The sequence below is a fragment of the Pseudomonas sp. SZ40 genome (genome assembly GCF_052958135.1).
On record NZ_JBQWIF010000009.1, the window covers coordinates 58,151 to 80,033 of the forward strand.

22 protein-coding genes and 1 tRNA gene are annotated in these 21,883 nt (G+C 62.5%); 14 read left to right on the forward strand and 9 right to left on the reverse strand.

What is annotated here, in order from left to right:
• Window positions 1-20: 20 nt before the first annotated feature.
• From gcvA to ACT9T4_RS09685, 4 genes are all read left to right on the forward strand, one after another.
• A complete protein-coding gene (gcvA, locus tag ACT9T4_RS09670) occupies window positions 21-917 on the forward strand; it encodes a transcriptional regulator GcvA (protein WP_179538649.1) in 897 nt (298 codons plus the stop codon).
• Between the two features lie 175 nt (window positions 918-1,092).
• Entirely contained in the window at window positions 1,093-2,217 is a 1,125-nt protein-coding gene (locus ACT9T4_RS09675; protein WP_499116688.1) for a beta-ketoacyl-ACP synthase III, read from the forward strand.
• Window positions 2,218-2,479: 262 nt separating this feature from the next.
• The gene (locus tag ACT9T4_RS09680; RefSeq protein ID WP_042556140.1) at window positions 2,480-3,799 is read left to right on the forward strand and encodes an OprO/OprP family phosphate-selective porin; all 1,320 of its coding nucleotides are present in this window, start codon (window positions 2,480-2,482) and stop codon (window positions 3,797-3,799) included.
• A gap of 120 nt (window positions 3,800-3,919) precedes the next feature.
• Window positions 3,920-5,044, forward strand: a complete 1,125-nt coding sequence (locus ACT9T4_RS09685) for a GNAT family N-acetyltransferase (RefSeq protein WP_499116691.1) — start codon at window positions 3,920-3,922, stop codon at window positions 5,042-5,044.
• Window positions 5,045-5,089: 45 nt separating this feature from the next.
• On the opposite strand, the gene ACT9T4_RS09690 is transcribed toward ACT9T4_RS09685, so the two are convergent.
• From ACT9T4_RS09690 to ACT9T4_RS09705, 4 genes are all read right to left on the reverse strand, one after another.
• The gene (locus tag ACT9T4_RS09690) at window positions 5,090-5,353 is read right to left on the reverse strand and encodes a DUF2790 domain-containing protein (RefSeq protein WP_042556167.1); all 264 of its coding nucleotides are present in this window, start codon (window positions 5,351-5,353) and stop codon (window positions 5,090-5,092) included.
• Between the two features lie 196 nt (window positions 5,354-5,549).
• On the reverse strand, window positions 5,550-7,385 hold the full coding sequence (locus ACT9T4_RS09695; RefSeq protein ID WP_042556138.1) for an ABC transporter ATP-binding protein: 1,836 nt from the start codon (window positions 7,383-7,385) through the stop codon (window positions 5,550-5,552).
• Between the two features lie 155 nt (window positions 7,386-7,540).
• On the reverse strand, window positions 7,541-8,095 hold the full coding sequence (locus ACT9T4_RS09700) for a peptidylprolyl isomerase (protein ID WP_499116694.1): 555 nt from the start codon (window positions 8,093-8,095) through the stop codon (window positions 7,541-7,543).
• A 93-nt stretch (window positions 8,096-8,188) separates the two neighbouring features.
• Complete coding sequence (locus ACT9T4_RS09705) at window positions 8,189-9,115, reverse strand: LysR family transcriptional regulator (protein ID WP_285403586.1); 927 nt, start codon at window positions 9,113-9,115, stop codon at window positions 8,189-8,191.
• Window positions 9,116-9,191: 76 nt separating this feature from the next.
• Here ACT9T4_RS09705 and ACT9T4_RS09710 point away from each other — a divergent pair, with 76 nt between their 5' ends.
• The 4 genes from ACT9T4_RS09710 (at window position 9,192) to ACT9T4_RS09725 (ending at window position 12,848) form a co-directional block, all read left to right on the forward strand.
• Window positions 9,192-9,506 (forward strand): hypothetical protein, encoded by a 315-nt coding sequence (locus tag ACT9T4_RS09710; protein WP_042554413.1) that lies wholly within the window; start codon window positions 9,192-9,194, stop codon window positions 9,504-9,506.
• Between the two features lie 146 nt (window positions 9,507-9,652).
• Complete coding sequence (locus tag ACT9T4_RS09715; RefSeq protein WP_499116696.1) at window positions 9,653-10,252, forward strand: FMN-dependent NADH-azoreductase; 600 nt, start codon at window positions 9,653-9,655, stop codon at window positions 10,250-10,252.
• A gap of 244 nt (window positions 10,253-10,496) precedes the next feature.
• On the forward strand, window positions 10,497-11,399 hold the full coding sequence (gene rarD, locus ACT9T4_RS09720) for an EamA family transporter RarD (RefSeq protein ID WP_499116698.1): 903 nt from the start codon (window positions 10,497-10,499) through the stop codon (window positions 11,397-11,399).
• Between the two features lie 96 nt (window positions 11,400-11,495).
• Window positions 11,496-12,848: a DEAD/DEAH box helicase gene (locus ACT9T4_RS09725; RefSeq protein WP_179538644.1), complete on the forward strand. Its 1,353-nt coding sequence runs from the start codon at window positions 11,496-11,498 to the stop codon at window positions 12,846-12,848.
• Between the two features lie 53 nt (window positions 12,849-12,901).
• On the opposite strand, the gene ACT9T4_RS09730 is transcribed toward ACT9T4_RS09725, so the two are convergent.
• Together ACT9T4_RS09730 and ACT9T4_RS09735 are read right to left on the reverse strand one after the other, a co-directional pair.
• Window positions 12,902-13,192 (reverse strand): hypothetical protein, encoded by a 291-nt coding sequence (locus ACT9T4_RS09730; protein WP_042554409.1) that lies wholly within the window; start codon window positions 13,190-13,192, stop codon window positions 12,902-12,904.
• A gap of 81 nt (window positions 13,193-13,273) precedes the next feature.
• On the reverse strand, window positions 13,274-15,049 hold the full coding sequence (locus ACT9T4_RS09735; protein WP_499116701.1) for a S8/S53 family peptidase: 1,776 nt from the start codon (window positions 15,047-15,049) through the stop codon (window positions 13,274-13,276).
• A 183-nt stretch (window positions 15,050-15,232) separates the two neighbouring features.
• Here ACT9T4_RS09735 and ACT9T4_RS09740 point away from each other — a divergent pair, with 183 nt between their 5' ends.
• Window positions 15,233-15,640 (forward strand): transcriptional regulator, encoded by a 408-nt coding sequence (locus ACT9T4_RS09740; protein WP_499116703.1) that lies wholly within the window; start codon window positions 15,233-15,235, stop codon window positions 15,638-15,640.
• A 117-nt stretch (window positions 15,641-15,757) separates the two neighbouring features.
• Entirely contained in the window at window positions 15,758-16,483 is a 726-nt protein-coding gene (locus ACT9T4_RS09745; protein ID WP_499116705.1) for a substrate-binding periplasmic protein, read from the forward strand.
• A gap of 16 nt (window positions 16,484-16,499) precedes the next feature.
• Here ACT9T4_RS09745 and ACT9T4_RS09750 read toward each other — a convergent pair whose 3' ends face one another.
• Window positions 16,500-18,716, reverse strand: a complete 2,217-nt coding sequence (locus ACT9T4_RS09750; RefSeq protein WP_499116706.1) for an LTA synthase family protein — start codon at window positions 18,714-18,716, stop codon at window positions 16,500-16,502.
• A gap of 273 nt (window positions 18,717-18,989) precedes the next feature.
• A complete protein-coding gene (locus ACT9T4_RS09755) occupies window positions 18,990-19,181 on the reverse strand; it encodes a PFL_1563 family small protein (RefSeq protein WP_175154230.1) in 192 nt (63 codons plus the stop codon).
• Between the two features lie 166 nt (window positions 19,182-19,347).
• Here ACT9T4_RS09755 and ACT9T4_RS09760 point away from each other — a divergent pair, with 166 nt between their 5' ends.
• From ACT9T4_RS09760 to ACT9T4_RS09775, 4 genes are all read left to right on the forward strand, one after another.
• Window positions 19,348-20,187: a CvfB family protein gene (locus ACT9T4_RS09760; RefSeq protein WP_042554406.1), complete on the forward strand. Its 840-nt coding sequence runs from the start codon at window positions 19,348-19,350 to the stop codon at window positions 20,185-20,187.
• Window positions 20,188-20,255: 68 nt separating this feature from the next.
• Window positions 20,256-20,331 (forward strand) — tRNA-Thr (locus ACT9T4_RS09765).
• A 98-nt stretch (window positions 20,332-20,429) separates the two neighbouring features.
• On the forward strand, window positions 20,430-20,867 hold the full coding sequence (locus ACT9T4_RS09770) for a VOC family protein (RefSeq protein ID WP_042554405.1): 438 nt from the start codon (window positions 20,430-20,432) through the stop codon (window positions 20,865-20,867).
• 179 nt (window positions 20,868-21,046) lie between these two features.
• Entirely contained in the window at window positions 21,047-21,325 is a 279-nt protein-coding gene (locus ACT9T4_RS09775) for a hypothetical protein (protein WP_042554404.1), read from the forward strand.
• Window positions 21,326-21,490: 165 nt separating this feature from the next.
• On the opposite strand, the gene ACT9T4_RS09780 is transcribed toward ACT9T4_RS09775, so the two are convergent.
• Window positions 21,491-21,871 carry a winged helix-turn-helix transcriptional regulator gene (locus ACT9T4_RS09780; RefSeq protein WP_042554403.1) on the reverse strand — a complete coding sequence of 127 codons (381 nt, stop codon included), beginning with the start codon at window positions 21,869-21,871 and terminating at the stop codon, window positions 21,491-21,493.
• Window positions 21,872-21,883: the final 12 nt, after the last annotated feature.

Consider the following 21,883-nt stretch of genomic DNA (forward strand, 5'->3'; position numbering starts at 1 on the left):
TCAGTAGAAAAACTACACTCATGTCTGAAGAATTCGGTCAGCTCCCGTCGCTCAATGCGCTGCGTGTCTTCGAAGTGGTGGCGCGGCACCTCAACTTCCGCCTTGCGGCTGAAGAACTGGGCGTGACTCAGGGCGCAGTGGCCCAGCAGATTCGTGGTCTGGAGGCCGACCTGGGGCTCAGGCTGTTCGAGCGGCAGCCGCGCGGCCTGGCGCTGACCGAGAGCGGCAGAAGCTATAGCCTGAGCGTGCGCCGGGCATTCGAGCTGATCGCCGACGCCACTCAGGGGCTGCGGCCGGCGCCGCTGCACCTGACCGTCAGCGTGACGCCGACATTCGCTTCCAAGTGGCTGATCCCGCGGTTGCCGGACTTCTCGATGCAGCATCCGCAGATCGACCTGAGAATACTCGCCAGCGAGCGGCTTTCCAGCTTTCACAACGATGGCGTGGATGTGGCGGTGCGCTATGGGCGCCCACCCTTCGGTCCCGGGCTACAGGCTGAATTGCTGCTCGAGCAGGCGATCGTCGCGGTGATGAGCCCGGGGCTGCTCGAGCGCTTCGGACCACCGAGCGATCTGCAGGGATTAGCGCGCTATTCCTTGCTGCATGATGCGCACAACCTCTGGCCACGCTTTCTCGATCTGCTGTTCCCCGAGGCGCCACAGGCCACCGCCAGGAGCGTGCGCTTCAATCAGACTTCGCTGGCCATCGAGGCAGCCATTGCCGGGCAGGGCATTGCCCTGGCCAATCGCTTCTTCGTCGCGCGGGACATTCAGGCCGGTCGGCTGATCGACCCGTTCGACGCCACCCTGCAGGACGAGCGCGGGTTCTATCTGCTCAGCCCACGGCGAATACGCCAGCAGGCACCGTTCGCGGTGGTGCGTACCTGGCTGCTGGAGCAGACGCGCGATGATCGATAGCGGCGATGCGCCCGTCAGTTTGTCTGCCCAATGGGCGCGACCGCTGAGCCTGTGGCACACTTGAGCGCCAGTGATTACGGGTTATGAGGTGGCGTGTGTCGCCCGCCCGTGCACCGGTGCCGTCGGCTGCCTGCCACGGCCTGACCGGCAACAGCCCCGAACAAGAGGAAACAGCGTGCATAACGTCGTCATCAGCGGCACAGGCCTGTACACACCGGCCAACAGCATTTCCAACGACGAGTTGGTGGCGTCCTTCAATGCCTACGTGCAGCAGTTCAACAGCGAGAACGCCGAGGCCATCGAGCGGGGTGAAATCGAGGCGCTCAGCGAGTCGAACAGCGCCTTCATCGAAAAGGCCTCGGGTATCAAGAGCCGCTTCGTGATCGACAAGCAGGGCATCCTCGACCCGCAACGCATGGTGCCGTACATCGCCGAGCGCGATAACGAGCAGTGGGGCATTCTTTGCGAGATGGCCGTGGCGGCTGCCGAGCAGGCGCTGGCCCGTGCCGGTAAGACCGTCGCAGACATCGATGGGGTGATCGTCGCCTGCTCCAACCTGCAGCGCGCCTATCCGGCGGTGGCCATCGAAGTGCAGGCGGCGCTGGGCATCCAGGGCTTCGGTTACGACATGAACGTCGCCTGTTCCTCGGCCACCTTCGGCATTCAGGCGGCGGTCAACAGCGTGCAGCTGGGGCAGGCGCGGGCGATCCTGATGGTCAACCCGGAAATCTGTACCGGCCACCTGAATTTCCGCGACCGTGACAGCCATTTCATCTTCGGTGATGCAGCTACCGCAGTGATCATCGAGCGAGCCGATCTGGCGACGTCCGAATACCAGTTCGAGGTGGTCGGCACCAAGCTGTTGACCCAGTTCTCCAACAATATCCGCAACAACTTCGGCTTCCTCAATCGTGCCGCGCAGGATGGCAGCCAGGCTGCTGGCGACAAGCTGTTCGTGCAGGAGGGGCGCAAGGTGTTCAAGGAAGTCTGCCCGATGGTGGCCGAACTGATCGCGGCGCATCTGCAGGAAAACCAGCTGGACGTGGCGGACGTGAAACGTTTCTGGCTGCACCAGGCCAACCTCAACATGAACCAGTTGATCGCCCGCAAACTGCTCGGTCGCGACCCTGCACCACAGGAAGCGCCGGTGATCCTCGACACCTACGCTAACACCAGTTCGGCGGGTTCGGTGATCGCTCTGCACAAGAATCAGGATGATCTGCCGGCCGGTTCGATTGGTGTGCTCAGCTCCTTTGGCGCCGGCTATTCCATCGGCAGCGTGATCCTGCGCAAGCGCTGATCGCCTCCCGGGCAGCATGCAAGGTGCTGCCCGTCGCTGTGCCTGAACCCCTCTAGAACGGCCCATACAGCCTGGTCAGTTACTTGGCCGGGGTGAGGCTTGTCAAGCTTTATATTCAAAGGAAGTAAAAAGTTCCCTTGTCATCAAATATTTATATATCAGCAACGGCGCTGAAATAAGCCGCCGCGAAGATTCCCCCAGCACGAACGAGCCCACAGCTCGGGTGTTTTTCAGCACTTAAGTTCAATTAGGGGAATTCTCGATGATCCGTAAGCACTTCGCCGGTTTCGCAGCCAGCGCCCTGGCTCTGGCCGTTTCCGCCCAGGCTTTCGCCGGCACCGTCACCACCGACGGCGCTGACATCGTAGTTAAAACCAAAGGCGGCCTGGAAGTCGCTACCACCGACAAGGAATTCAGCTTCAAGATCGGCGGTCGCGTACAGGCTGACTACAGCTCCTTCGACGGTTTCTACACCGTGAACGGCAACAAGGCTGACGCCGGTTACTTCCGTCGCGCTTTCCTGGAAATCGGCGGCGTTCTGTATAGCGACTGGGCTTATCAGGTCAACTACGACTTCTCCAAGAACTCCGGCGGTGACAACCGTGCCGAGGACGGTTACTTCGACGAAGCCTCGCTGGCTTACAACGGCTTCAAGCCGCTGTCGATCAAGATCGGTCGCTTCGACCCCGAGTTCGGTCTGGAAAAAGCCACCAGCTCCAAGTGGGTGACCGCTCCCGAGCGTACCGCTGCCTACGAACTGGCCGACTGGGCCAACAGCCACAACGGTGGTCTGGGCATCCAGGTTTCGGGTACCGCTGGTGATTCGATCTACGGTTCCGCTGGTCTGTTCGCCAAAGACGCGACCAACGCTGACGAAGACGGCGACAGCACCAAGCAGTTCAACCTGCGCGGCGTATTCGCCCCGCTGCATGAGGCTGGCAACGTGCTGCACCTGGGTTTCAACTTCGCCCAGCGTGACCTTTCCGACACCGCGTTCGATGGCCGTATTCGCAGCCGTCTGGGCATGCGTGGCGTGAGCACCGACGGTGGCCAGGATGCTGGTACCAACGGTAACCGTCTGCTGCTGGGTGGTGCCAACAACCTGCCGGCCGGTTCCTACGACACCGACCGTGCACTGGGTCTGGAAGCAGCCTGGGCAATGGGGCCTCTGTCCATCCAGGGTGAGTACATCACCCGCAAGATGAAAGCCGATGCAGCCAACCGTGAAGACATCAAGGCCAAGGGTTACTACGGCCAGGTCGCTTACACCCTGACCGGTGAAGCGCGTGCCTACAAACTCGGCAAGTTCGATTCGATCAAGCCGGCCAACAAGTCCATCGGCGCCTGGGAACTGTTCTATCGCTACGACCACATCGCGGTTGAAGACGATACCGTGGGTATCGATCCGACCGACGACGTGACCGGCAAGGTGCACAACCTGGGTGTGAACTGGTACGCCAACGAAGCGGTGAAAGTCAGCGCCACTTACGTCAAGGCCAAGGCCGACAACCAGGTCAACTCCGTAGCAGCCAACGATGACAGCGGTGACGGCATCGTTCTGCGCGCCCAGTACGCGTTCTAAGCAATACGTTTCAACGTGGTGCTCCTTTGAACCCCGCCTCGTGCGGGGTTTTTTATGGGCGGTCGGATCTACACGGCGCTTGGCGATATAGTGTGCGCTGATTGCCCGCGGATATTGCCGATGCCTGTCTACAGCCTGCACGCCCTCAACGAACTCGACGCCGCCACCTGGGACGGCCTGCTCAGCGGGCCCCAGCCGTTTCTGCGTCACGCCTTTCTTGCCTCGCTGGAAGACAGCGGCAGCGTCGGTGGCCGCAGCGGTTGGCAGGCTGCTCACCAGGTGCTGCTCGGTGCCGACGGCAAGCCGCTGGCGGCGCTACCGGCCTACGTCAAATACCACTCTTCCGGCGAGTACGTGTTCGATCACGGCTGGGCAGATGCCTGCCGTCGAGCTGGTATCGCCTATTACCCCAAGTTGCTGGGTGCCATTCCGTTTTCGCCGGTGACCGGCCAGCGTCTGCTGGGTACGACCGAGGCGGCGGGGCAGTTGCTCGACGCGGTGACCGCGTCTCTGCAGGAACAGGGGCTGTCCAGCTTGCACGTGAATTTCACCGACACCGCTGGCGACGAGGTGCTGCAAGGACGTGATGGCTGGCTGCAGCGCCTGGGCTGTCAGTTTCACTGGCATAACCGCGGCTACCGGGATTTTCAGGATTTTCTCGACACCCTCAGCTCACGCAAACGCAAGCAGATGCGCAAGGAGCGCGAGCAGGTGGCGGGGCAGGGCATCCATTTCGAGTGGTGCGAAGGGCAGCAGTTGAGCGAGGCGCAGTGGGACTTCGTCTATCACTGCTATGCCAATACCTACCATGTACGCGGTCAGGCACCTTACCTGACCCGGGCCTTCTTCAGCCTGCTGGCCGAGCGTATGCCCGAGGCCATTCGCGTGGTACTGGCCTGTCGTGGTGCACAGCCGGTGGCCATGGCGTTCAGCCTGCTCGGTGGCGACAGCGTGTATGGCCGCTACTGGGGTTGCCTGGCCGAGTTCGATCGGCTGCACTTCGAGACCTGTTTCTATCAGGGCATGGAGCAGGCGATCGAGCTGGGTCTGCAGCGCTTCGATGCGGGCGCTCAGGGAGAGCACAAGCTGATTCGCGGCTTCGAGCCGGTCATCACCCATTCCTGGCACTACCTGGTGCATGACGGGCTACGTGATGCGGTGGCGGGGTTTCTGCAGGAAGAGCGGGAGGGCGTGCTGGCCTACGCTGAGCAGGCGCGCGAGATGCTGCCTTACAGGCAGGTCTGACCTGCGCGGTGGCGCGCTGCGGGGGAGCCGCAGCGCCGCGACCGGTCAGCCGTCGTAGCGGCCGCCCCACTCGAGGAAACGCATCTTGTGGGTTTCGCCCTGGCTGTCGGTGAACACCATGATCACCGGCACGACACCCCTCTTGTCGGAGACGTCGGTGCGATACAGGATTTTCTGCACATCGACTTTCATGCCGTAGTGATAATCCTCGGTCGGCAGGCCGGCACCGGGTTTGGGCTGAACGTCGGCGGCGAACACGGCAGGAGCGAGACTGGAAAGCAGGGCGGTAACGGCAGTTGCGATTTTCATGATGATGTCCTCGATCATTTCGATGTGAGGCAGCCTGACCGATCCAATCGGTTTCGTTGCCTCTTGGGACTTATATGACCAGCAATGTCGGCATCGCGGAAATTGATGCCTTTGCTAGTACACATCATGAAAAATGATGATGTTAGCAAGCTAACGATTAGCCTGGGCTTACTCAGCCTGGTGCCGCCTGCCAGCATCAATCGACGCCGACGAAGCCGCCTGTCTGGTGTTGCCAGAGACGGGCATACAGACCGCCACGCTCGATCAGTTCGGCGTGGGTGCCGGTCTCGATCACCTGGCCCTTGTCGATCACCACCAGGCGATCCATGCGCGCGATGGTCGACAGGCGGTGCGCGATGGCGATCACCGTCTTTCCATCCATGAGGCTGTCGAGGCTCTCCTGGATGGCCGATTCGACTTCCGAATCGAGGGCCGAGGTGGCTTCGTCCATCACCAGAATCGGCGCGTCCTTGAGCAGCACCCGGGCAATGGCGATGCGCTGACGCTGGCCGCCGGACAGCTTGACTCCACGCTCACCGACCTGGGCCTCGAAACCGAGGCCACCCTGGCTGTCGTCCAGCGTGCTGATGAAGCCATCCGCGCGGGCCTTGCGGGCGGCGGCCCAGAGCTCTTCATCGCTGGCATCGGGCCTGCCGTAGCGCAGGTTGTCGCGGATCGAGCGGTGCAACAGGGACGTGTCCTGAGTGACCACGCCGATGTTGGCACGCAGGGTTTCCTGGCTGACATCGGCGATGTTCTGGCCATCGATGAGGATGCACCCGCTTTCCAGGTCATAGAGGCGCAGCAGCAGATTGACCAGGGTCGACTTGCCGGCCCCCGAGGGGCCTACCAGGCCGATCTTCTCGCCGGGGCGAATGTCGATGGTCAGGCCGCTGATCACGCCGCCTTTCTTGCCATAGTGGAAATGCACGTCGTCGAAGCGTACGCCGCCTTGTCGTACCTGAAGCGGTTTGGCGTCTTCGTGGTCGAGCACCTGGCGCGGCTGAACGATGGTCTGCATGCCGTCCTGCACGGTGCCGACGTTCTCGAAAATGCCGTTGACCACCCACATGATCCATTCGGCCATGTTGTTGATGCGGATCACCAGGCCCAGCGCCAGGGCGATGGCGCCGGTGCTGATCAGCGCCTCGCTCCACAGCCACAGCGCCAGGGCGCCGGTACCGACGATCAGCAGACCGTTCATGCAGGTGATGAGGAAGTCCAGGCTGGTGATGGTGCGTGACTGCAGACGGAATTTGTCGAGCAGTTCCTGCATGGCCTCGCGGGCGTAGGTTTCCTCTTCGCGGGAGTGGGCGAAGAGCTTGAGGGTGGCGACGTTGCTGTAACCATCCACCACCCGGCCCATGACCTTGGAACGCGCCGCGGAGGCAGCGGCCGAGCGCGCCTTGATGCGCGGCACGAAGTACCAGAGCGCGGCGCTGTAGCCGATGATCCACAGTGACAGCGGCACTACCAGGCGCAGGTCGGCCGCTGCGAACAGGTACAGTGCGCTGCCGGCGTACACCACCACATGCCACAGTGCGTCGATCACCTGCATGGCCGAATCGCGCAGCGATGGCCCGGTCTGCATGACCCGCTGGGCGATACGCCCGGCGAAGTCGTTCTGGAAGAAGTTCAGGCTCTGCTTGAGCACGTAACGGTGATTCTGCCAGCGAATCAGGTTGGTCAGCCCCGGGTTGATCGCCTGGTGGGTAAGCAGATTGTGCAGGCCGAACACCAGAGGCCGGATGATCAATGCCACCAGCGCCATCCACAGCAGTTCGTTGCGGTGTTCGGCGAAGAACGTGCGGGCGTCGGCAGTGGCCTGCGCCATGTCGATCAACTGGCCGAGAAAGCTGAACAGCGCGACCTCGATCAGCGCCGCGAAGAAGCCGATCACCAGCACGGCGATCATCAACGGCCATACCTGTTTGAGGTAGTGGGCGTAGAAGCGCAGCATGCCGTCGGGCGGTGCCACATCAGGGCTGGGTTTGAAGACGTCGATCAGATTTTCGAAGCGGCGGAACAACATGAGGCACAGTCTGCTCTGGCGAGTGGGCGGGTGTTTCACGTGTTGCTACCGACAGGCGTGACCGGCCGGCTGGAATGCCGAGAGGCGCGAGCGCTGGGCTCGGGGGGCAACCCGCATGCTCTGGCACGCGGGTCTATCGGCAAAGGGTAGCAGTATCAGAGGCGCTTGGCGTCGAGAATCACCACCGGGTCTACCGGCACGTTCTGCTGGCCGGCGCGGTTGGCGGTACGCACCTGAGCGATACGGTCGACCACTTCCATGCCGCGGATCACCTTGCCGAAAACCGCATAGCCGAAGTCCCGCGAGCCGTGGTCCAGAAAGGCGTTGTCGGTGTGGTTGATGAAGAACTGGCTGGTCGCCGAGTCCCGCGCCTGGGTGCGTGCCATGGCCAGCGTGCCACGCACGTTGTGCAGGCCGTTGTCGGCTTCGTTCTTGATCGGCGCGCCGGTGTTCTTCTGGCGCATGCTCTCGTCGAAACCGCCGCCTTGCACCATGAAACCCGGAATCACACGATGGAACTGGGTGCCTTTGTAGAAGCCGCTGTCCACGTAAGCGAGGAAGTTCTTGGTACTGATCGGCGCTTTCTGCTCGTCGAGCTGCACCTCGATTTCGCCCAGGCTGGTGGTCAGCAGCACGAGCGGATTTTCGGCCGCCATGAGCTGGGCGGTGAACAGCAGCGAGCAGGCGGTAAGGGCGAGTTTCTTCAACATCGTGTTCGAGTCCTGAGGTGAGGTGGCAGCAGTGTTTTCGACTTCATGGAGAAAGGCAAGCACGTGCGCTTGCCGGGGGCAGGCGAACCCTGATCAGGCCAGCGCCGGCGGCGAGGCGAAGGCCGCGTTGAGCGGCGCGGCATCGAAGCGTTGAATCAGGTCGGTGAGGATCTGCGTGGCAGGCCCCAGGGCCTTGTCCTTGCTGGCATAGAGGAAGAAGACCGGGCTGCGACTGCCGCCTTTTTCCAGCGGCAGGGGCTTGAGCAGGCCGTCGCTCAGTTCGCGCTCGATCATGTGGCGCGGTAACCAGGCGAAGCCCAGACCGTTGCCGACGAAGTTGGCGGCGGTGGCCAGGCTGCCCACCGTCCAGCGCTGTTCGGCGCCGAGCCAGCCGACGTCGCGGGGCTGGTGGCGCCCGGAATCGCGGATCACCACCTGCATCTGGGTTTCCAGGTCCTGGAAGTTCAACTGTCGTTGCAGGCGGTGCAGGGCGTGATCGGGGTGGGCCACGGCGATGAATTCCACCGGGCTCATCTCCGAGCCCAGGAAGCCGGGAATGTTATAGCCACTGATTGCCAGGTCGGCGACGCCTTCCTTGAGTACTTCCTCGACACCCGACAGCACTTCCTCTCGCAGGCGTACGCGACAGCCGCGACTTTGCGGCATGAAGGCGGTGAGTGCGCGCACCAGGCGAGCGCTCGGGTAGGCAGCGTCGACCACCAGGCGAACCTCGGCTTCCCAGCCCTGCTCCATGTGGTGCGCGAGGTCTTCGAGCTGGCTGGCCTGCTTGACCAGTTGCCGGGAGCGGCGCAGCAGCACGTCACCCGCTTCGGTAAGCACGGCCTTGCGCCCATCGATACGCAATAGCGGCACGCCCAGTTGCTCCTGCATGCGTGCCACCGTATAGCTGACCGACGATTGCGAGCGGTGCAGCACCTCGGCGGCCTGGGCGAAACCGCCATGGTCGACCACCGCCTGCAGAGTGCGCCACTGATCGAGGGTTACGCGTGGGGCCTTCATTTCATCTCCTTCGCCGGTCCCTGTGCACGGGCAGGGTACTGGCCCTAAACTGACGGCCCACCATTGGAGGCTGGCCATGAGAAAACTCTGTTGTGCGCTGATCGCCTTGCTGCCGCTGGCAGCTCAGGCCTATCCCATCGAACTCGAGAAGCAGCTCAATGGCGCCGAGGTATCGGCCAGCCCCCAGGAAATCGACCACAACATGGCAGCGGTGCGGGTGCAGAACTACGGTGAAGCGGCGGCGTCCTGCAAAGCGGTATTTCGCAATGGCCCGGAAGCGCCAAGAGCACGTAGCGTGAACCTGGCAGCAGGGCAGAGCGGCAACCTGACGGTGAAATTCGCCCGCAGCATCATCCGTCTGCGCGTGCAACTGACCTGCGAGCCACAGTGACCCGAGCTTCGAGCAGCCTAGGGGCTGCGGTGGAACAAATCAACTTCATCGATATTTAGTGGTGGATATTTACGCTTTATTATCGAACCTCGTTTATCTAGTCTCGCCTCCATCGTTTGATACCCGACTATCGATGGAGTGACCCCATGGCTCAGTTGCTGGTGATTGATAGCAGTGCGCGACAGCACGGCTCGGTTTCACGACAACTGACCGAGCGCTTTCTGGCGCACTGGCTCGAGAAGCGCCCCGGCGACGCTGTCTGCCGTCGTGATCTCGGCATCGAGCCGCTGCCCCATCTCGACGCCAGCCTGCTCGACGCCTGGATGCAGCCCGCTGAATCCCACGGCGCTGCCGAGTGTGACGCGCTGCAACGTGCCAACCGGTTGGTCGGTGAGCTGGTGGCCGCCGATGTATTGGTGCTGGGTGCACCGATGTACAACTTCGCCATTCCCAGCACGCTCAAGGCCTGGTTCGATCACGTGTTACGCGCCGGCGTGACCTTTCGCTACAGCGAAAACGGGCCGCACGGCCTGTTGCATGGCAAGCGGGCTTTCGTGATCACCGCCCGCGGGGGTATCTACGAGGGTGGTTGCCAGGACCACCAGGAATCCTATCTGCGTCAGGTACTGGCCTTCATGGGCATTCACGACGTCACCTTCATCCATGCCGAGGGCCTTAACCTCGGTGCCGAGTTCATGGCCAGGGGGCTGGAAGCCGCCGAGCTACGTATCAGTCAGGTCATCTGATCGCCGTCTCCACGCGCACCCGCCGCTCCTGGGTGCGACTTTTCAGGGAATCGCCTCGTTGATTCCTTTTTTTTGCCTGTGATTTGGCCGCGCGGGTGATTGTCTGTCTGGCAATGAACCGTTATGGTGCGCCGCCGTTCGCGCAGCGTCGCTGACGTGTCTGCCCGCGCCGTTTCGGCGCCGCCAATGCGGCCGCCTGATAGGCTGAATGGCGTGGGTGATCTTTCTCTCTTCGAGGTGCGCAATGACGCTTTCCGGACGTGGTGTGGTGTTCTCTGTCAGCGCCTCGATCCTGTTCGCCATGATCCCCGGGTACGTGCAGATGCTTACCCCGCTGGACGGTTTTCAGGTGTTCGCCCAGCGTGTGCTCTGGTCGATTCCGGCGGTATTGCTGCTGGTCACCGTGCTGCGCCAATGGCCGGTGCTGCTCGCCGTCCTGCAGCGCCTGCGCAGCGAGCCTTTGCTGTTGGCCGCCTTGCCGCTCTCGGCCGTGCTGATCGGGGTGCAGTGGTTTCTGTTCGTATGGGCACCACTCACGGGCCACATGCTGGATGTTTCGCTGGGTTACTTCCTCTTGCCGCTGGCCATGGTGCTGGTGGGGCGGGTGTTCTATGGTGAACGGCTGCGCCCCCTGCAGAAGATCGCCGTGGCCTGCGCCTTCGCCGGGGTGCTGCATGAGTTGTGGCGTTCCCAGGCGTTTTCCTGGGTGACGCTGGTCACCGCGCTGGGCTATCCGCCGTATTTCATGCTGCGCCGCTGGATGCGGCTCGATGCCCTGTCCGGGCTGATTCTGGAAATGCTGATGCTGGCGCCTCTGGCCATCTGGATGATCCTGCAGTGGGCGCCGGACGACGTATTCGGCGAGTTTCCTCGGTTGTGGTGGCTGGTGCCGGGCATGGCGCTGCTGGGCACCGTCGCCCTGGCCGCCATGATGGCCTCGTCGCGGCTGCTGCCGCTGGGGCTGTTCGGCATCCTCAGTTATGTGGAGCCGGTGCTGCTGTTCATGGTTTCTCTGCTGTTTCTGGGTGAGCGGTTCGACCCCGGCCAGTTCCTCACCTACCTGCCGATCTGGCTGGCAGTGGTGCTGGTGGGCTGGGACAGTGGGCGTTTACTGATCAAACAATGGCGCATGCGGCCGGCCATCTGACAGTTTTCAACCATCCGTTCGGAGAAAGCATTCGGCCCCGGAGCGCGAACGCGGTAACCTATGCGGCTGATTTAGCATTTGCATCGAGGTTGCCCCGTGTTTGCCCAATTTGCCCTGCATGAACGCCTGCTCAAAGCCGTGGCCGAGCTTAATTTCGTCGAGCCGACTCCGGTACAGGCGGCGGCGATTCCGCCTGCGCTGCAGGGCAAGGATCTGCGCGTGACTGCCCAGACCGGTAGCGGCAAGACCGCTGCTTTCGTGTTGCCGATGCTCCATCGCCTGCTCGGTGACGGTAATTCCAGGCAGAGGCTGAGCGTGCGCGCACTGATTCTGCTGCCGACCCGCGAGCTGGCCCAGCAGACGCTCAAGGAAGTCGAGCGCTTCGCCCAGTACACCTTTCTCAAGGCCGGTCTCGTGACGGGCGGCGAAGACTTCAAGGTGCAGGCCGCCATGCTGCGCAAGATCGACATCCTGATCGGCACCCCAGGGCGTCTGATCGAGCATGCCAACGCCGGCAACCTGCTGTTCGAAGACGTTGAAATGCTGGTGCTGGACGAAGCCGACCGCATGCTCGACATGGGTTTCGCCGAAGACGTGCTGCGCCTGGCGGAGCTGTGCGGCAGCGAGCATCAGACCCTGCTGTTCTCCGCGACCAGCGGTGGCGCCGGCCTGCGTGAGGTGATCGGCAAGGTGCTGCGCGATCCCGAGCACCTGCAGCTCAACCGAGTCAGCGAGCTGGCCGAGGGGACCCGTCAGCAGATCATTACCGCCGACCACAACTACCACAAGGAACTGTTGGTCGAGTGGCTGCTGAGTAACGAGACCTACGACAAGGCGATCATCTTCACCAACACCCGTGCCCAGGCCGATCGTCTGTACGGCAAGCTGGTGGCCAAGGAATTCAAGACCTTCGTGCTGCACGGCGAGAAGGACCAGAAGGATCGCAAGCTGGCCATCGATCGCCTGCGTCAGGGCGCCGTGAAGGTGCTGGTCGCCACCGACGTCGCTGCCCGTGGCCTGGACGTCGACGGTCTGGACCTGGTGATCAACTTCGACATGCCACGCTCCGGCGACGACTACGTACACCGTGTTGGACGTACCGGCCGTGCTGGCAGCGAAGGCACGGCGATCTCGTTGATCACCCACGGCGACTGGAACCTGATGTCGAGCATCGAACGCTACCTCAAGCAGCGTTTCGAGCGTCGCAGCATCAAGGAGCACAAGGGCGTTTACCAGGGGCCGAAGAACCTCAAGGCCTCAGGCAAGGCCGTTGGCCCGAAGAAGAAAAAGATCGATCCGAAGACCGGCAAGAAGCTCGCCAAGAAGCCTGCGGCGAAGACGCCGGCCAAACGCAACACGGTGAACAAGCCGAAGAGCGATGCGCCGACCCTGGTCAGTCAGGACGGCCTGGCACCGCTCAAGCGCAAGGCGCCTTCCGCCGACGCCTGACGCGCCAGGGCTGCTGACAGGCGCGCTGCATGCCGCGCCTGTCATCGCCAGCCTCACTCCATCTGTTCCTCGACCTCGCCGCCGATCTCCTCCAGTTCCCGCAGACGCTGGTCGTACGCGTCGCAATCGGTGCCCAGCTTGTCGGCTTCGGTTTGTGGCGCCGCGTCCTTGAGTTCCTCACGCAACAGGGCGGCCCGTTCGGGATCGCGCTGGGTGATCTCTTCGACCTTGGCGGCCAGTTCCTGAGCCTTGGCAGCGGCCTCGTCGGCCGTGCAGGCCTGGGCGTGGCCAGCGCCATACAACGCCAGGGCCAGCCCGCAGAGTGGCGCGATATGTTTGATCATCTCAATTCCTCACGCTTCGCAGGGTCATGTCTGCGATTGAGTGCCCGCCAAGCGTGAAGGTTCAGGCTTTCGGCCAGTGCGCTATTTCACGCTGTCCAGGCTGCGCACCGTCAGATCCAGGGCTTTTTGCATGTCCAGCCTGGCCGAACGGCCGATGTCCTTGTCCTTCAGATCGAAGCCGCGCTCGGAGGGCAGAATGGGTGCCGTCAGGTCGTCGGCATCGGTTGGCTCGAAGTCGAATTCCTCACCGATGGTCATTGCACTGCGGCGCAGCAGCATGCGCAGCTGATCGGGATGCAGCTCGGGGTTGATCGACATAAGTGAAGCAACCACGCCCGCGACAAGCGGCGTGGCATAGGAGGTGCCGCAATGCACGCTGCCCTGTTTGCCTTCTTCTGCGGTGGAGGCGCGCACGCAAGCGGCAGCGGTGATGTCGACACGGGTATCGACGTTCGACGAGCTGCGTCGGGTGACGTAAGCCGGGTCGTCGACCGCGACATCCTTGCGTTCGCTGCGCTGGTGACCGCCGACCACGAACAATTGTTCGGTGACGAAGGAGGAGGGCAGGCGGTAATCGTCGGCGCCGGAGAATGATGCACCGTTGCCAGCGGAGTTGATCACCACGACATCCGGGTGCTCGCGACGCAGCCACAGGAAGAACTCCTCCAGCAGTTCCTCGTAACCGCTCATGGCAATGCCCGAGCGCACCAGCGAATCGATCTCGTCGCCATGGATGTTCTTGGCGCCCACGCGGTGGATGCCCCAGCTCCAGTTCAGCACGCGAACACCGTCTTCGACCAGGTTGACCGAGGCCGCGATGTTGGCGGTGATGCCGGCATCCGAATTGCGGTCGACGATCACCTCGAAGCCCGGGCCGGCGCCATCCAGCCCACGCAGGAAGCCGGTATTGCCGCCGTTGTCCCAGCGCGCGGCGAGAATACCCGCCACGGTCGAGCCGTGCCCGTTGGGTTTGTCGGCGTCGCGGCTGTACAGGCGGGTGTGAGGGGTATGGCCCTCGCGTTCGGCGGCGCCGAGATAATCCTTGAAGTCCGGAGCGTCGAAGTCGACATTGCGCTCGATCAGCCCGATGCGTACCGGTTTGGTGTCGATGGGCGAGCGTTTCGAAGGGATGCGCCGCTGGTAGTAGTTCACCGCGTCGATGAAGCGGTTCGCCGCCCATTCCTCTTCATCGAGATGAGCATCCGCGGACTCGCCGGCCGGCGCCTCCTGCTCCTCCGCCGAGGACTCCTCGATGACCACGGCGTCCACGCTCAACTCGCTACCCAGGCGCAGCACCATGGCGTCGCGCTGGACAAGGTCCTTGGCCGGCAGGCGCAACTGGAAGGTATTGAGCGGGGGAATCGCGCCGACCACTTCAGCGCCGTATTTCTTCGCCAGAGCCCTGGCCGTGTCGAGGCCCTTGGCGTCTTCTTCGATGACCACACTGACCAGGTCGACATAGGTGCTCAGGCCATCCATGTTCTTGGCCACTTCACCGGGCTTGGCTGCCAGCACGTGGCTGCCCGCCATGGACAGCCACACCGGATTGCTGACGGCGTCACCCTGTTGCAGCCATAGCGGGCCGCTGCGGTAAGCGTTGCTGTCCAGGCTGATGCGCAGGCCATCGCGGCGGTCCACGGCACTGGCGGGCAGCGGCTTGCCATCGAGCAGCACCTGCAGCTCGCCGTTGGCCATGCCTCGGGCATCGAGGCAGAAGGTCTGGCGCTGCCGATCCAGTACGTCTTCACAGCGGTACAGGTGCTTGAGCCGCAGCGGCTCGGCCGCCAGTACCGACGGCGCGATGGTCGCCAGAAGCAGGGCGCTGAGAACGGGGCGCAGCGGTGGCCGGCGGAGCATGAGTGAGTCCTTTGTGCGAAGGGGGAGATGCGCCTCAGACTGGCGCCGTTTGCCTTGGTTCAGGCTGCGTTCGAGCAGATAGGGCGAACCTTGCTCAGTGCAGCGACGTCACAGTTTTACAGGTGCCTGCGAGCGCCGCATCCGATAGTCCCATCGGGTGCCCGAATGCTGGGAGATGATGATATGACGACTCAGACCCAAACCCATAACTGGGATCTCATCGAGCGCATCCTGCACGATGTGCAGAACAGCGCTGGCCAGGCGTTCGTGCCGCGCCGCTGTGCCGAGGAACTGGCCGAGGCGCTGCAGCAGGCCGGTCAGGAAGTGAAGGATGTCGACGGGCTCAAGGCCCAGGCCGACCGCTACGAAGCCGAGCTGCTCGCTGGCGGCTTCATCGCCCCGCGACCGCAAAGCGAGGGTGGCAATGGCGAGAACTTCATTCTCACGCCGCGTGGCTCCCAGTTGCTGAGCATGATCGACAGTACCTTCCCGGGAGAACAACATCCCCGCGAGGTGCTCGATCGGCACGGTCTCGCGGCGCTCACTCCAGAGGTGTTCGATGGGCTTGGGCCGAGGGCGACGCTGGTTTGACAATCGGTAACTGACGCAGTCGTTGGTAAGCTGTGGCACGGGCGGCAATTTCCCGTGCTGGACAGCCTGATTCGACCCCGCTATACCAACTGACTACGGAGCCGATGAGTGGCAGCTATGCGCATGAAGTGGTGGGTGGTCGGGCTGTCGCTGCTGGCGCTTGACTGTGTGGCCGAAGAGCTGAAAATCGGCTTCGGCACCCACAAGCCGCCCTATGTCTTCGAACGAGAGAACAGAGGGCTCGAGTACGATGTGGTAATCGCCGCAGCACGTGCCGCCGGCTTCACGGTAAAGCCTTACTACTCGCCCATGGAGCGCCTGCATCGGTCGTTCAGCATGGGCGAGATCGACGCCATGACCACGACCAATCCGAAGGGGGGAGTGGCGCGTTTCTATTCGCAGCCTTACATCCACTATCAGAACGTCGCCATGTCGCTGGCCTTCCGGGGCTATCGCATCGAAAGCATCGCTGATCTTCGCCACTACTCGGTTCGCGCCTTCCAGCGTGCGCGCTTCCTGCTCGGCGACGACTTTCGGCAGATGGCCGAGAGCAATCCGCGTTATCACGAAGAAGCCCAGCAGGTCGCCCGCAATCGGCTGCTCTACAGCGGGCGTGTGGATGTGGTGATCGGTGACCGGCGCATCCTGCATTACTTCAATCGCGAGGTGTATGCCCAGGTCGATGTCGGTCAGCCAGTCACCGAACACCTGCTGTTTCCCGCCACGGCCTACCACCTGGGGCTGCATGACGAGGCGTTGCGCGATCGCTTCGACCGCGGGCTGGCCGCCATTCGCGCGAGCGGCGAGTACGCAGAAATCGAACGGCGCTACGCGATTTACTGAGCCCGACGCGCGTCGCTCACTGGGCCAGCTCCTCGCTTTCTTCCTCTGCCTGGGCAGCCAGCAGTTCGGCTTCCATCGGCCGCGTCTCGACGCTGAAATCGGTGATCTCGATGGAGCCCTTACCTTCACCCACCAGGTGGAAGGAAAATGCCTTGCGCGTATCGAGGTTGTCGAAGGAGAAGCTGAGCTCCAGTGGCTGGCCCTCCCTGAGCAGCGGAATCTCCGGAATGTTGATCAGCACGTCGCGATCGAACTCCTTGGTCTTCAGGCGCAGCGTGGCGCCCGACTTGGCCATCTTCAGCGCATTGACCTTGAGGGTCACCGTGGTTTGCGTGCCCTTCGGCAACTCCAGGTACTGGGCGCCGATCAGGTTGTCGGCCCAGTCGTCGCCCGGTGTGGTGCGCAGGCGAATGCGTTCGTTGCTGGCGAACTGCAGCAACTGGTTGCCCTGGCCATCACTGAGCGAGCGATCCAGCAGCTCGGCGCGCTGACTCACCAGGCGCGCCGGTTTGCCACTGACGCGACCCAGGTAGTCGGCGTGATCGGCGATGAAACCCGGGCTGGCATAACGGCGGCAGACCTGCTGGAAGTTGCACTCGGTGAGCGTGCCGTGGCCGTCGTGTTCACGCAGCAGGCCATTGGTATAGGAGATGATTTCGCGGCCCTGGGCGTAGTCACGCAGCATCGAGCGGCCAGCGATATCCGCCGGCAAGGGCAGGGCGAAATAGTCGAGAACCGAGGCGGTCAGGTCGACATGCCCGTAAACGCCGCCCTTGATCGATGGCAACTGGGCCTGCTCCGGCGCGAGCATGAGGTTGAAGCCCCAGGCTGAAGCCAGGCGTACGTTCTCGATGCCATGGGACTCGTCGGAGGTGACGATCACCAGGGTATCGTCGAGTACGCCACGCGTGTCGAGCGCCTCGAGAAACTCGCCAACGGCGTCGTCAAGGTAGGCGATGGCGGCCTGCTTGGCGCTGGGGTGGCGGTCGAGGTAGTTGGCTGGGGCGGAGTAGGGCTGGTGGGTGCCGACGGTGAGCAGAGTCAGCATCCACGGCGCTTTCTGCTTGCGCAGGCCGTCGACGTAGGTCAGCGCGCCTTCGAAGTAGGCTTTGTCGTCCATGCCCCAGGCGAAGTCGAGATACGGTGTGTTGCGGAACCAGTCGCGGCCGAGGGTCTTGTCGAACCCCATGCGTGGCATGATCTGGTCCTTGGCCATGAAGCGCAGCCCGGCTCCCTGCAGGAAGTGCGTGCTGAAACCCTGTTCGCGCAGTTGCGCGGGCAGACACTGAGCGCTGCGCTCGGCATTGGCAAGCAGCTCGATGCCTTTCGGCGTGCCCGACGCGAGCTTGTCGTAGTCACCACAGAGCATCGCGTAGAGCCCGCGAATGGTCTGGTGGCCGTGCAGCACGTAATCATGGGTCAGCATGCCGCGCTCGGCCCATTGGCTCAGGCGCGGCATCGGATCGGCCTGGTAGCTGCTGCCGATGGCCTGGCGACTGGCGGCGATGTAGGCGCCGGGAATGCCCTCCAGGGTGATGATCAGAACATTGCGCGCGCGCCCTGGCTCGCTCAGCAGCGAGGTGCCGTCCATGTCCAGTCGGGTCAGCCCGGTCACATCTGGCGGGCTGCTTGGCTGCCCCCTGGCGATCCAGTTTTCGACACCGATCTGCGCGGCGCTGATGCCTTCCGCCAGCCACTTGTGTGGCAGGTTGAATTGCAGCCACTGGTCCGCTTCGCTGGGGCTGCGGTACTGATAGATACCATGAGCGGCGAGCAGGCCGAGCGGCAAGAGCAGCCAGGCGGGCGAGGGTTTGCTGGCGCGCTGTTTGCGGCCGATGGCCAGGAGCACGAAGAACGCCAGGGCAGCCGCGATCAGCCCGGCAGCCAGCCAGGGATGAGTGAGGCCGCCGCCTTGGGTCGAGTGGCTGAGGAACTGTGCATCGGTCAGGTAGTGCAGGTCTGCCGGCTCCGGCATGCGGCCGACGGCACTGACCAATTCCACGGTGCCGAGGTTGAGCGTCACCCAGCCGATAATCAGCGGGATGCCCAGCAGCAGGCCGCGGCGCATGACCAGCCACAGCAGCAGGCTGCCGATGGCCAGGTCCGAGAGGTAACCGAAGGGGTGTGACCAGCCCAGGGTGTAGCGGCTGACAAGCGGAAGAGCAATGAACAGGACAACCAGCGCCGTCAGAGCACTGACAGGCCGCTGCAGCCATGGGCTGAAAAAACGCACTTATATTCCTCGGGGAGTTGCCAGTGATCGACATGCCCGCTCGCGCTCTGGCCCATCGGTTCACTGCATGGCAGGCGGACACGACGCCGAGTCGGTAGCAACCGACCGCGCTGAAGGCGGGTGTCATCATTCTGAAACATGCGTGTGCTCATCGCCAGCGACAAGCGGCGAAGACGAGAAATAAGTCGTTCAAATCATTGCCCGGACGGGCGAGGGGAGGGTTGCCGACCTGGCGCCTGGCACGCAGACGCTACAGGCCGATACAGACCGGTATTACTTCTTGGCGATAGTAATGTGGCGGCTGGCTGGACCGTTGGTCTGGCCACTCACGCCTTTGGCGATTTCCTGGATCTTGCCACCGGACTGAAGAAACGCCGCTATCTGGGCGTTGATCGATTCGCTGGTTTCCACCGCTGGGGCGGGTTTAGCTTTGCTCTGGGATGCTTTGACGCGCATGACGGCCATTTAACCTACTCGAGAATCAAGATGGCCGCCTATTGTACCACCGTGAGGCGCTTCGCTGTTCATTCAATGACCAGTGGGCAGAAAATGCGTCGCACCTGGTCCGCACAGCCGAGAATCCGGCGGGCGAGTCGGGTAAACTGCCGGCCTGAAAATGAGGGTAGGCACCATGGCTGTTATCGGACGTATGAATTCCTTGCAGGTCGTCAAGCACACCGACTTCGGTCTGTATCTGGATGGCGGGGCGGATGGCGAAATCCTGCTGCCCAAACGCTACATCCCCAAGGAGACGCCGAGCGAGGTGGAAGACTGGCTCAACGTGTTCGTCTATCTGGACAGCGAAGACAAGCTGATCGCCACCACCGAGAAACCCAAAGTGCAGGTCGGCGAGTTCGCCAGCCTGAAGGTGGTCGACATCAATCGCGTTGGCCTGTTCCTCGACTGGGGGTTGCCCAAGGATCTGCTGCTGCCACACTCCGAAGAAAAGCGCCCGCTGCAGATTGGTGATTACTGCGTGGTCCACGTGTTCGTCGACAAACGCAGCCGTCGCATCACTGCGACCGCACGCCTGGACCGCTATCTGGACAAGCTGCCGGCCACCTACAAGGCTGGCGAGGAAGTCGATCTGCTGGTGGTCGAGCCCACCGACATGGGCTTCAAGGCGATCATCAACGGCAAGCACTGGGGGCTGATCCACAAGAACGAAGTGATCGGCTTCATGCGCCCCGGCATTCGCCAACCCGGCTTCATCAAGGAGATGCGCGGCGACGGCAAGATCAGCCTCAGCCTGCAACCGATCGGTCAGCAGGCAGCCGGTGGCCTCAGTGAGCAGATTCTCGATCGCCTGCGCGAAAGCGGCGGCGTTCTGGAGCTCAGCGACAAGAGCTCGCCGGAACGTATCAGCGCCATGTTCCGGGTCAGCAAGGGCAACTTCAAGAAAGCCATTGGTGGCCTGTACAAGCAGGGGCTGATCCATATCCACGAAGACCGTATCGAACTGGTCGGCTGATAGCAGGTGCCGTGCCGGCGAAAAAGCGCTTGAGTGGCGTGCTTGGCCTGCTGAATAATGCGTCTCCCGCCGGTGTAGCTCAGTCGGTAGAGCAGCGCACTCGTAACGCGAAGGTCGTAGGTTCGATTCCTATCTCCGGCACCAGACATTGATCTCCATTGAAACCCGCATGAAGCGGGTTTTTCTGTTTCTGGAATGCCCCGCGAGTGTGACGATCGCCCTTGATGGCATGGAGGCCGCTCATGTTTCATCGCAACAAGCTGGTCCCCGAACTGATGGTCACCGACCTGCAAAGCAGCCTGGCGTTCTGGGTCTCCTGCCTGGGGTTCAGGGTGGCGTACCAGCGGGCCGAAGACGGATTCGCCTATCTGGATCTGGATGGCGCTCAGGTCATGCTCGAGCAGGTTGACGTCTCGGCAGGCCAATGGCTCACAGCGCCATTGGCCAGGCCATTCGGAAGGGGCATCAATCTGCAGGTGGACGTTCCCGCAGTCGGCCCCGTCATCCATCGCCTTGGCCTGGCGGGCTGCAGCCTGTTTCGAGGCTGCACCGATACCTGGTACAGGGTTGACGCCCTGGAGGTCGGCCAGCGCGAGTTGCTCATCCAGGACCCCGACGGCTACCTGATCAGGCTGGTAGAGCGGTTGGGGGAGCGGCCTTTGCATCCCGCCATAAGCTAGCGTGGTTCAGGCCAGGTCGACGTCTCGAACGCCTGATGGCCCCACATATGTCGATACAAAGGCGGGCGCCTCGGACCGGCTGTTTTAACGAATTTTTTACATTCGCCATCGCCATAATCGCCGCGTTTTCGAGGGCTGCACGAGCAGCTTCGTTTCGACTATCGATGAGTGAGGCGTATATGAAGTTCGCAATGAAGTATCTGGCTATCGGTGCCATCAGCGTCATCGTGCTCAGTGGCTGCGATGCCGCGGAAAACGCGGCGAACAAAGCCGTTGAAGACGCCAAGGAAAGTGCCGCGCAAATTGCCAAGGACACCTTCAGCGATTCCGCGAAGCAACTCAGCGAGCAGATAGACAGTGCTCAGGAGTCCACCCAGTCGTGGCTCAATGGCGAGAAAGCCGAGGATGAAAAGTCCGAAGACAAGGAAGCCGCGACCCAGGACCGCGATGAAGCCTGAAGGCACGGATTCGCTTCCGATTCAGTGATCGTCACGGCCCGAGCAGGGGCTGATTGGCATTGTCGATGGATAGGGAGCTTCAGCTCTCAATCCGTTAGTCCACCTGCTGGCTTGCAGCCCCCGTAGGATGGGCTTCAGCCCGCCGACCGCACTGCCATACGCGTTTCAAGCATCCCTCGGCTTGCGGCCTCTAGGGTTGGGCTTTACCGGCACGCTGTTGCCGTATTCGCTCCACCATTGCATCAGTGCCTCCATGGTCGGGCCGAGGGCGCGTGCCTTGGTGGTCATTTCGTATTCGACTCGGGGTGGCACTTCCGCGAACACGGTGCGTGTCACCAGCCCGTCGCTTTCCAGCTCGCGCAACTGCGCTGTCAGCATGTGCTGGGTGATACCGGGGATGGCTTTGCGCAGCTCGCCAAAGCGATAGACACGCTGGTTCAGCAGCCACATGACTTCCAGTTTCCACTTGCCCGAGAGCAGCGCGAATGCGCGGCGCATTTCCTCGTGCATGTTGACCTGTTCGGCGTCTTTAGTCTGGTTTTCCATACTAACTATCAC

Excerpts from the sequence above, each read along its gene's own strand:
- gcvA (WP_179538649.1), top strand. The coding sequence starts at position 21 with ATGTCTGAAGAATTCGGTCAGCTCCCGTCGCTCAATGCGCTGCGTGTC.
- ACT9T4_RS09680 (WP_042556140.1), top strand. The coding sequence starts at position 2,480 with ATGATCCGTAAGCACTTCGCCGGTTTCGCAGCCAGCGCCCTGGCTCTG.
- ACT9T4_RS09685 (WP_499116691.1), top strand. The coding sequence starts at position 3,920 with ATGCCTGTCTACAGCCTGCACGCCCTCAACGAACTCGACGCCGCCACC.
- ACT9T4_RS09690 (WP_042556167.1), bottom strand. The coding sequence starts at position 5,353 with ATGAAAATCGCAACTGCCGTTACCGCCCTGCTTTCCAGTCTCGCTCCT.
- ACT9T4_RS09695 (WP_042556138.1), bottom strand. The coding sequence starts at position 7,385 with ATGTTGTTCCGCCGCTTCGAAAATCTGATCGACGTCTTCAAACCCAGC.
- ACT9T4_RS09700 (WP_499116694.1), bottom strand. The coding sequence starts at position 8,095 with ATGTTGAAGAAACTCGCCCTTACCGCCTGCTCGCTGCTGTTCACCGCC.
- ACT9T4_RS09705 (WP_285403586.1), bottom strand. The coding sequence starts at position 9,115 with ATGAAGGCCCCACGCGTAACCCTCGATCAGTGGCGCACTCTGCAGGCG.
- ACT9T4_RS09710 (WP_042554413.1), top strand. The coding sequence starts at position 9,192 with ATGAGAAAACTCTGTTGTGCGCTGATCGCCTTGCTGCCGCTGGCAGCT.
- ACT9T4_RS09715 (WP_499116696.1), top strand. The coding sequence starts at position 9,653 with ATGGCTCAGTTGCTGGTGATTGATAGCAGTGCGCGACAGCACGGCTCG.
- rarD (WP_499116698.1), top strand. The coding sequence starts at position 10,497 with ATGACGCTTTCCGGACGTGGTGTGGTGTTCTCTGTCAGCGCCTCGATC.
- ACT9T4_RS09730 (WP_042554409.1), bottom strand. The coding sequence starts at position 13,192 with ATGATCAAACATATCGCGCCACTCTGCGGGCTGGCCCTGGCGTTGTAT.
- ACT9T4_RS09735 (WP_499116701.1), bottom strand. The coding sequence starts at position 15,049 with ATGCTCCGCCGGCCACCGCTGCGCCCCGTTCTCAGCGCCCTGCTTCTG.
- ACT9T4_RS09740 (WP_499116703.1), top strand. The coding sequence starts at position 15,233 with ATGACGACTCAGACCCAAACCCATAACTGGGATCTCATCGAGCGCATC.
- ACT9T4_RS09745 (WP_499116705.1), top strand. The coding sequence starts at position 15,758 with ATGCGCATGAAGTGGTGGGTGGTCGGGCTGTCGCTGCTGGCGCTTGAC.
- ACT9T4_RS09755 (WP_175154230.1), bottom strand. The coding sequence starts at position 19,181 with ATGGCCGTCATGCGCGTCAAAGCATCCCAGAGCAAAGCTAAACCCGCC.
- ACT9T4_RS09760 (WP_042554406.1), top strand. The coding sequence starts at position 19,348 with ATGGCTGTTATCGGACGTATGAATTCCTTGCAGGTCGTCAAGCACACC.
- ACT9T4_RS09770 (WP_042554405.1), top strand. The coding sequence starts at position 20,430 with ATGTTTCATCGCAACAAGCTGGTCCCCGAACTGATGGTCACCGACCTG.
- ACT9T4_RS09775 (WP_042554404.1), top strand. The coding sequence starts at position 21,047 with ATGAAGTTCGCAATGAAGTATCTGGCTATCGGTGCCATCAGCGTCATC.
- ACT9T4_RS09780 (WP_042554403.1), bottom strand. The coding sequence starts at position 21,871 with ATGGAAAACCAGACTAAAGACGCCGAACAGGTCAACATGCACGAGGAA.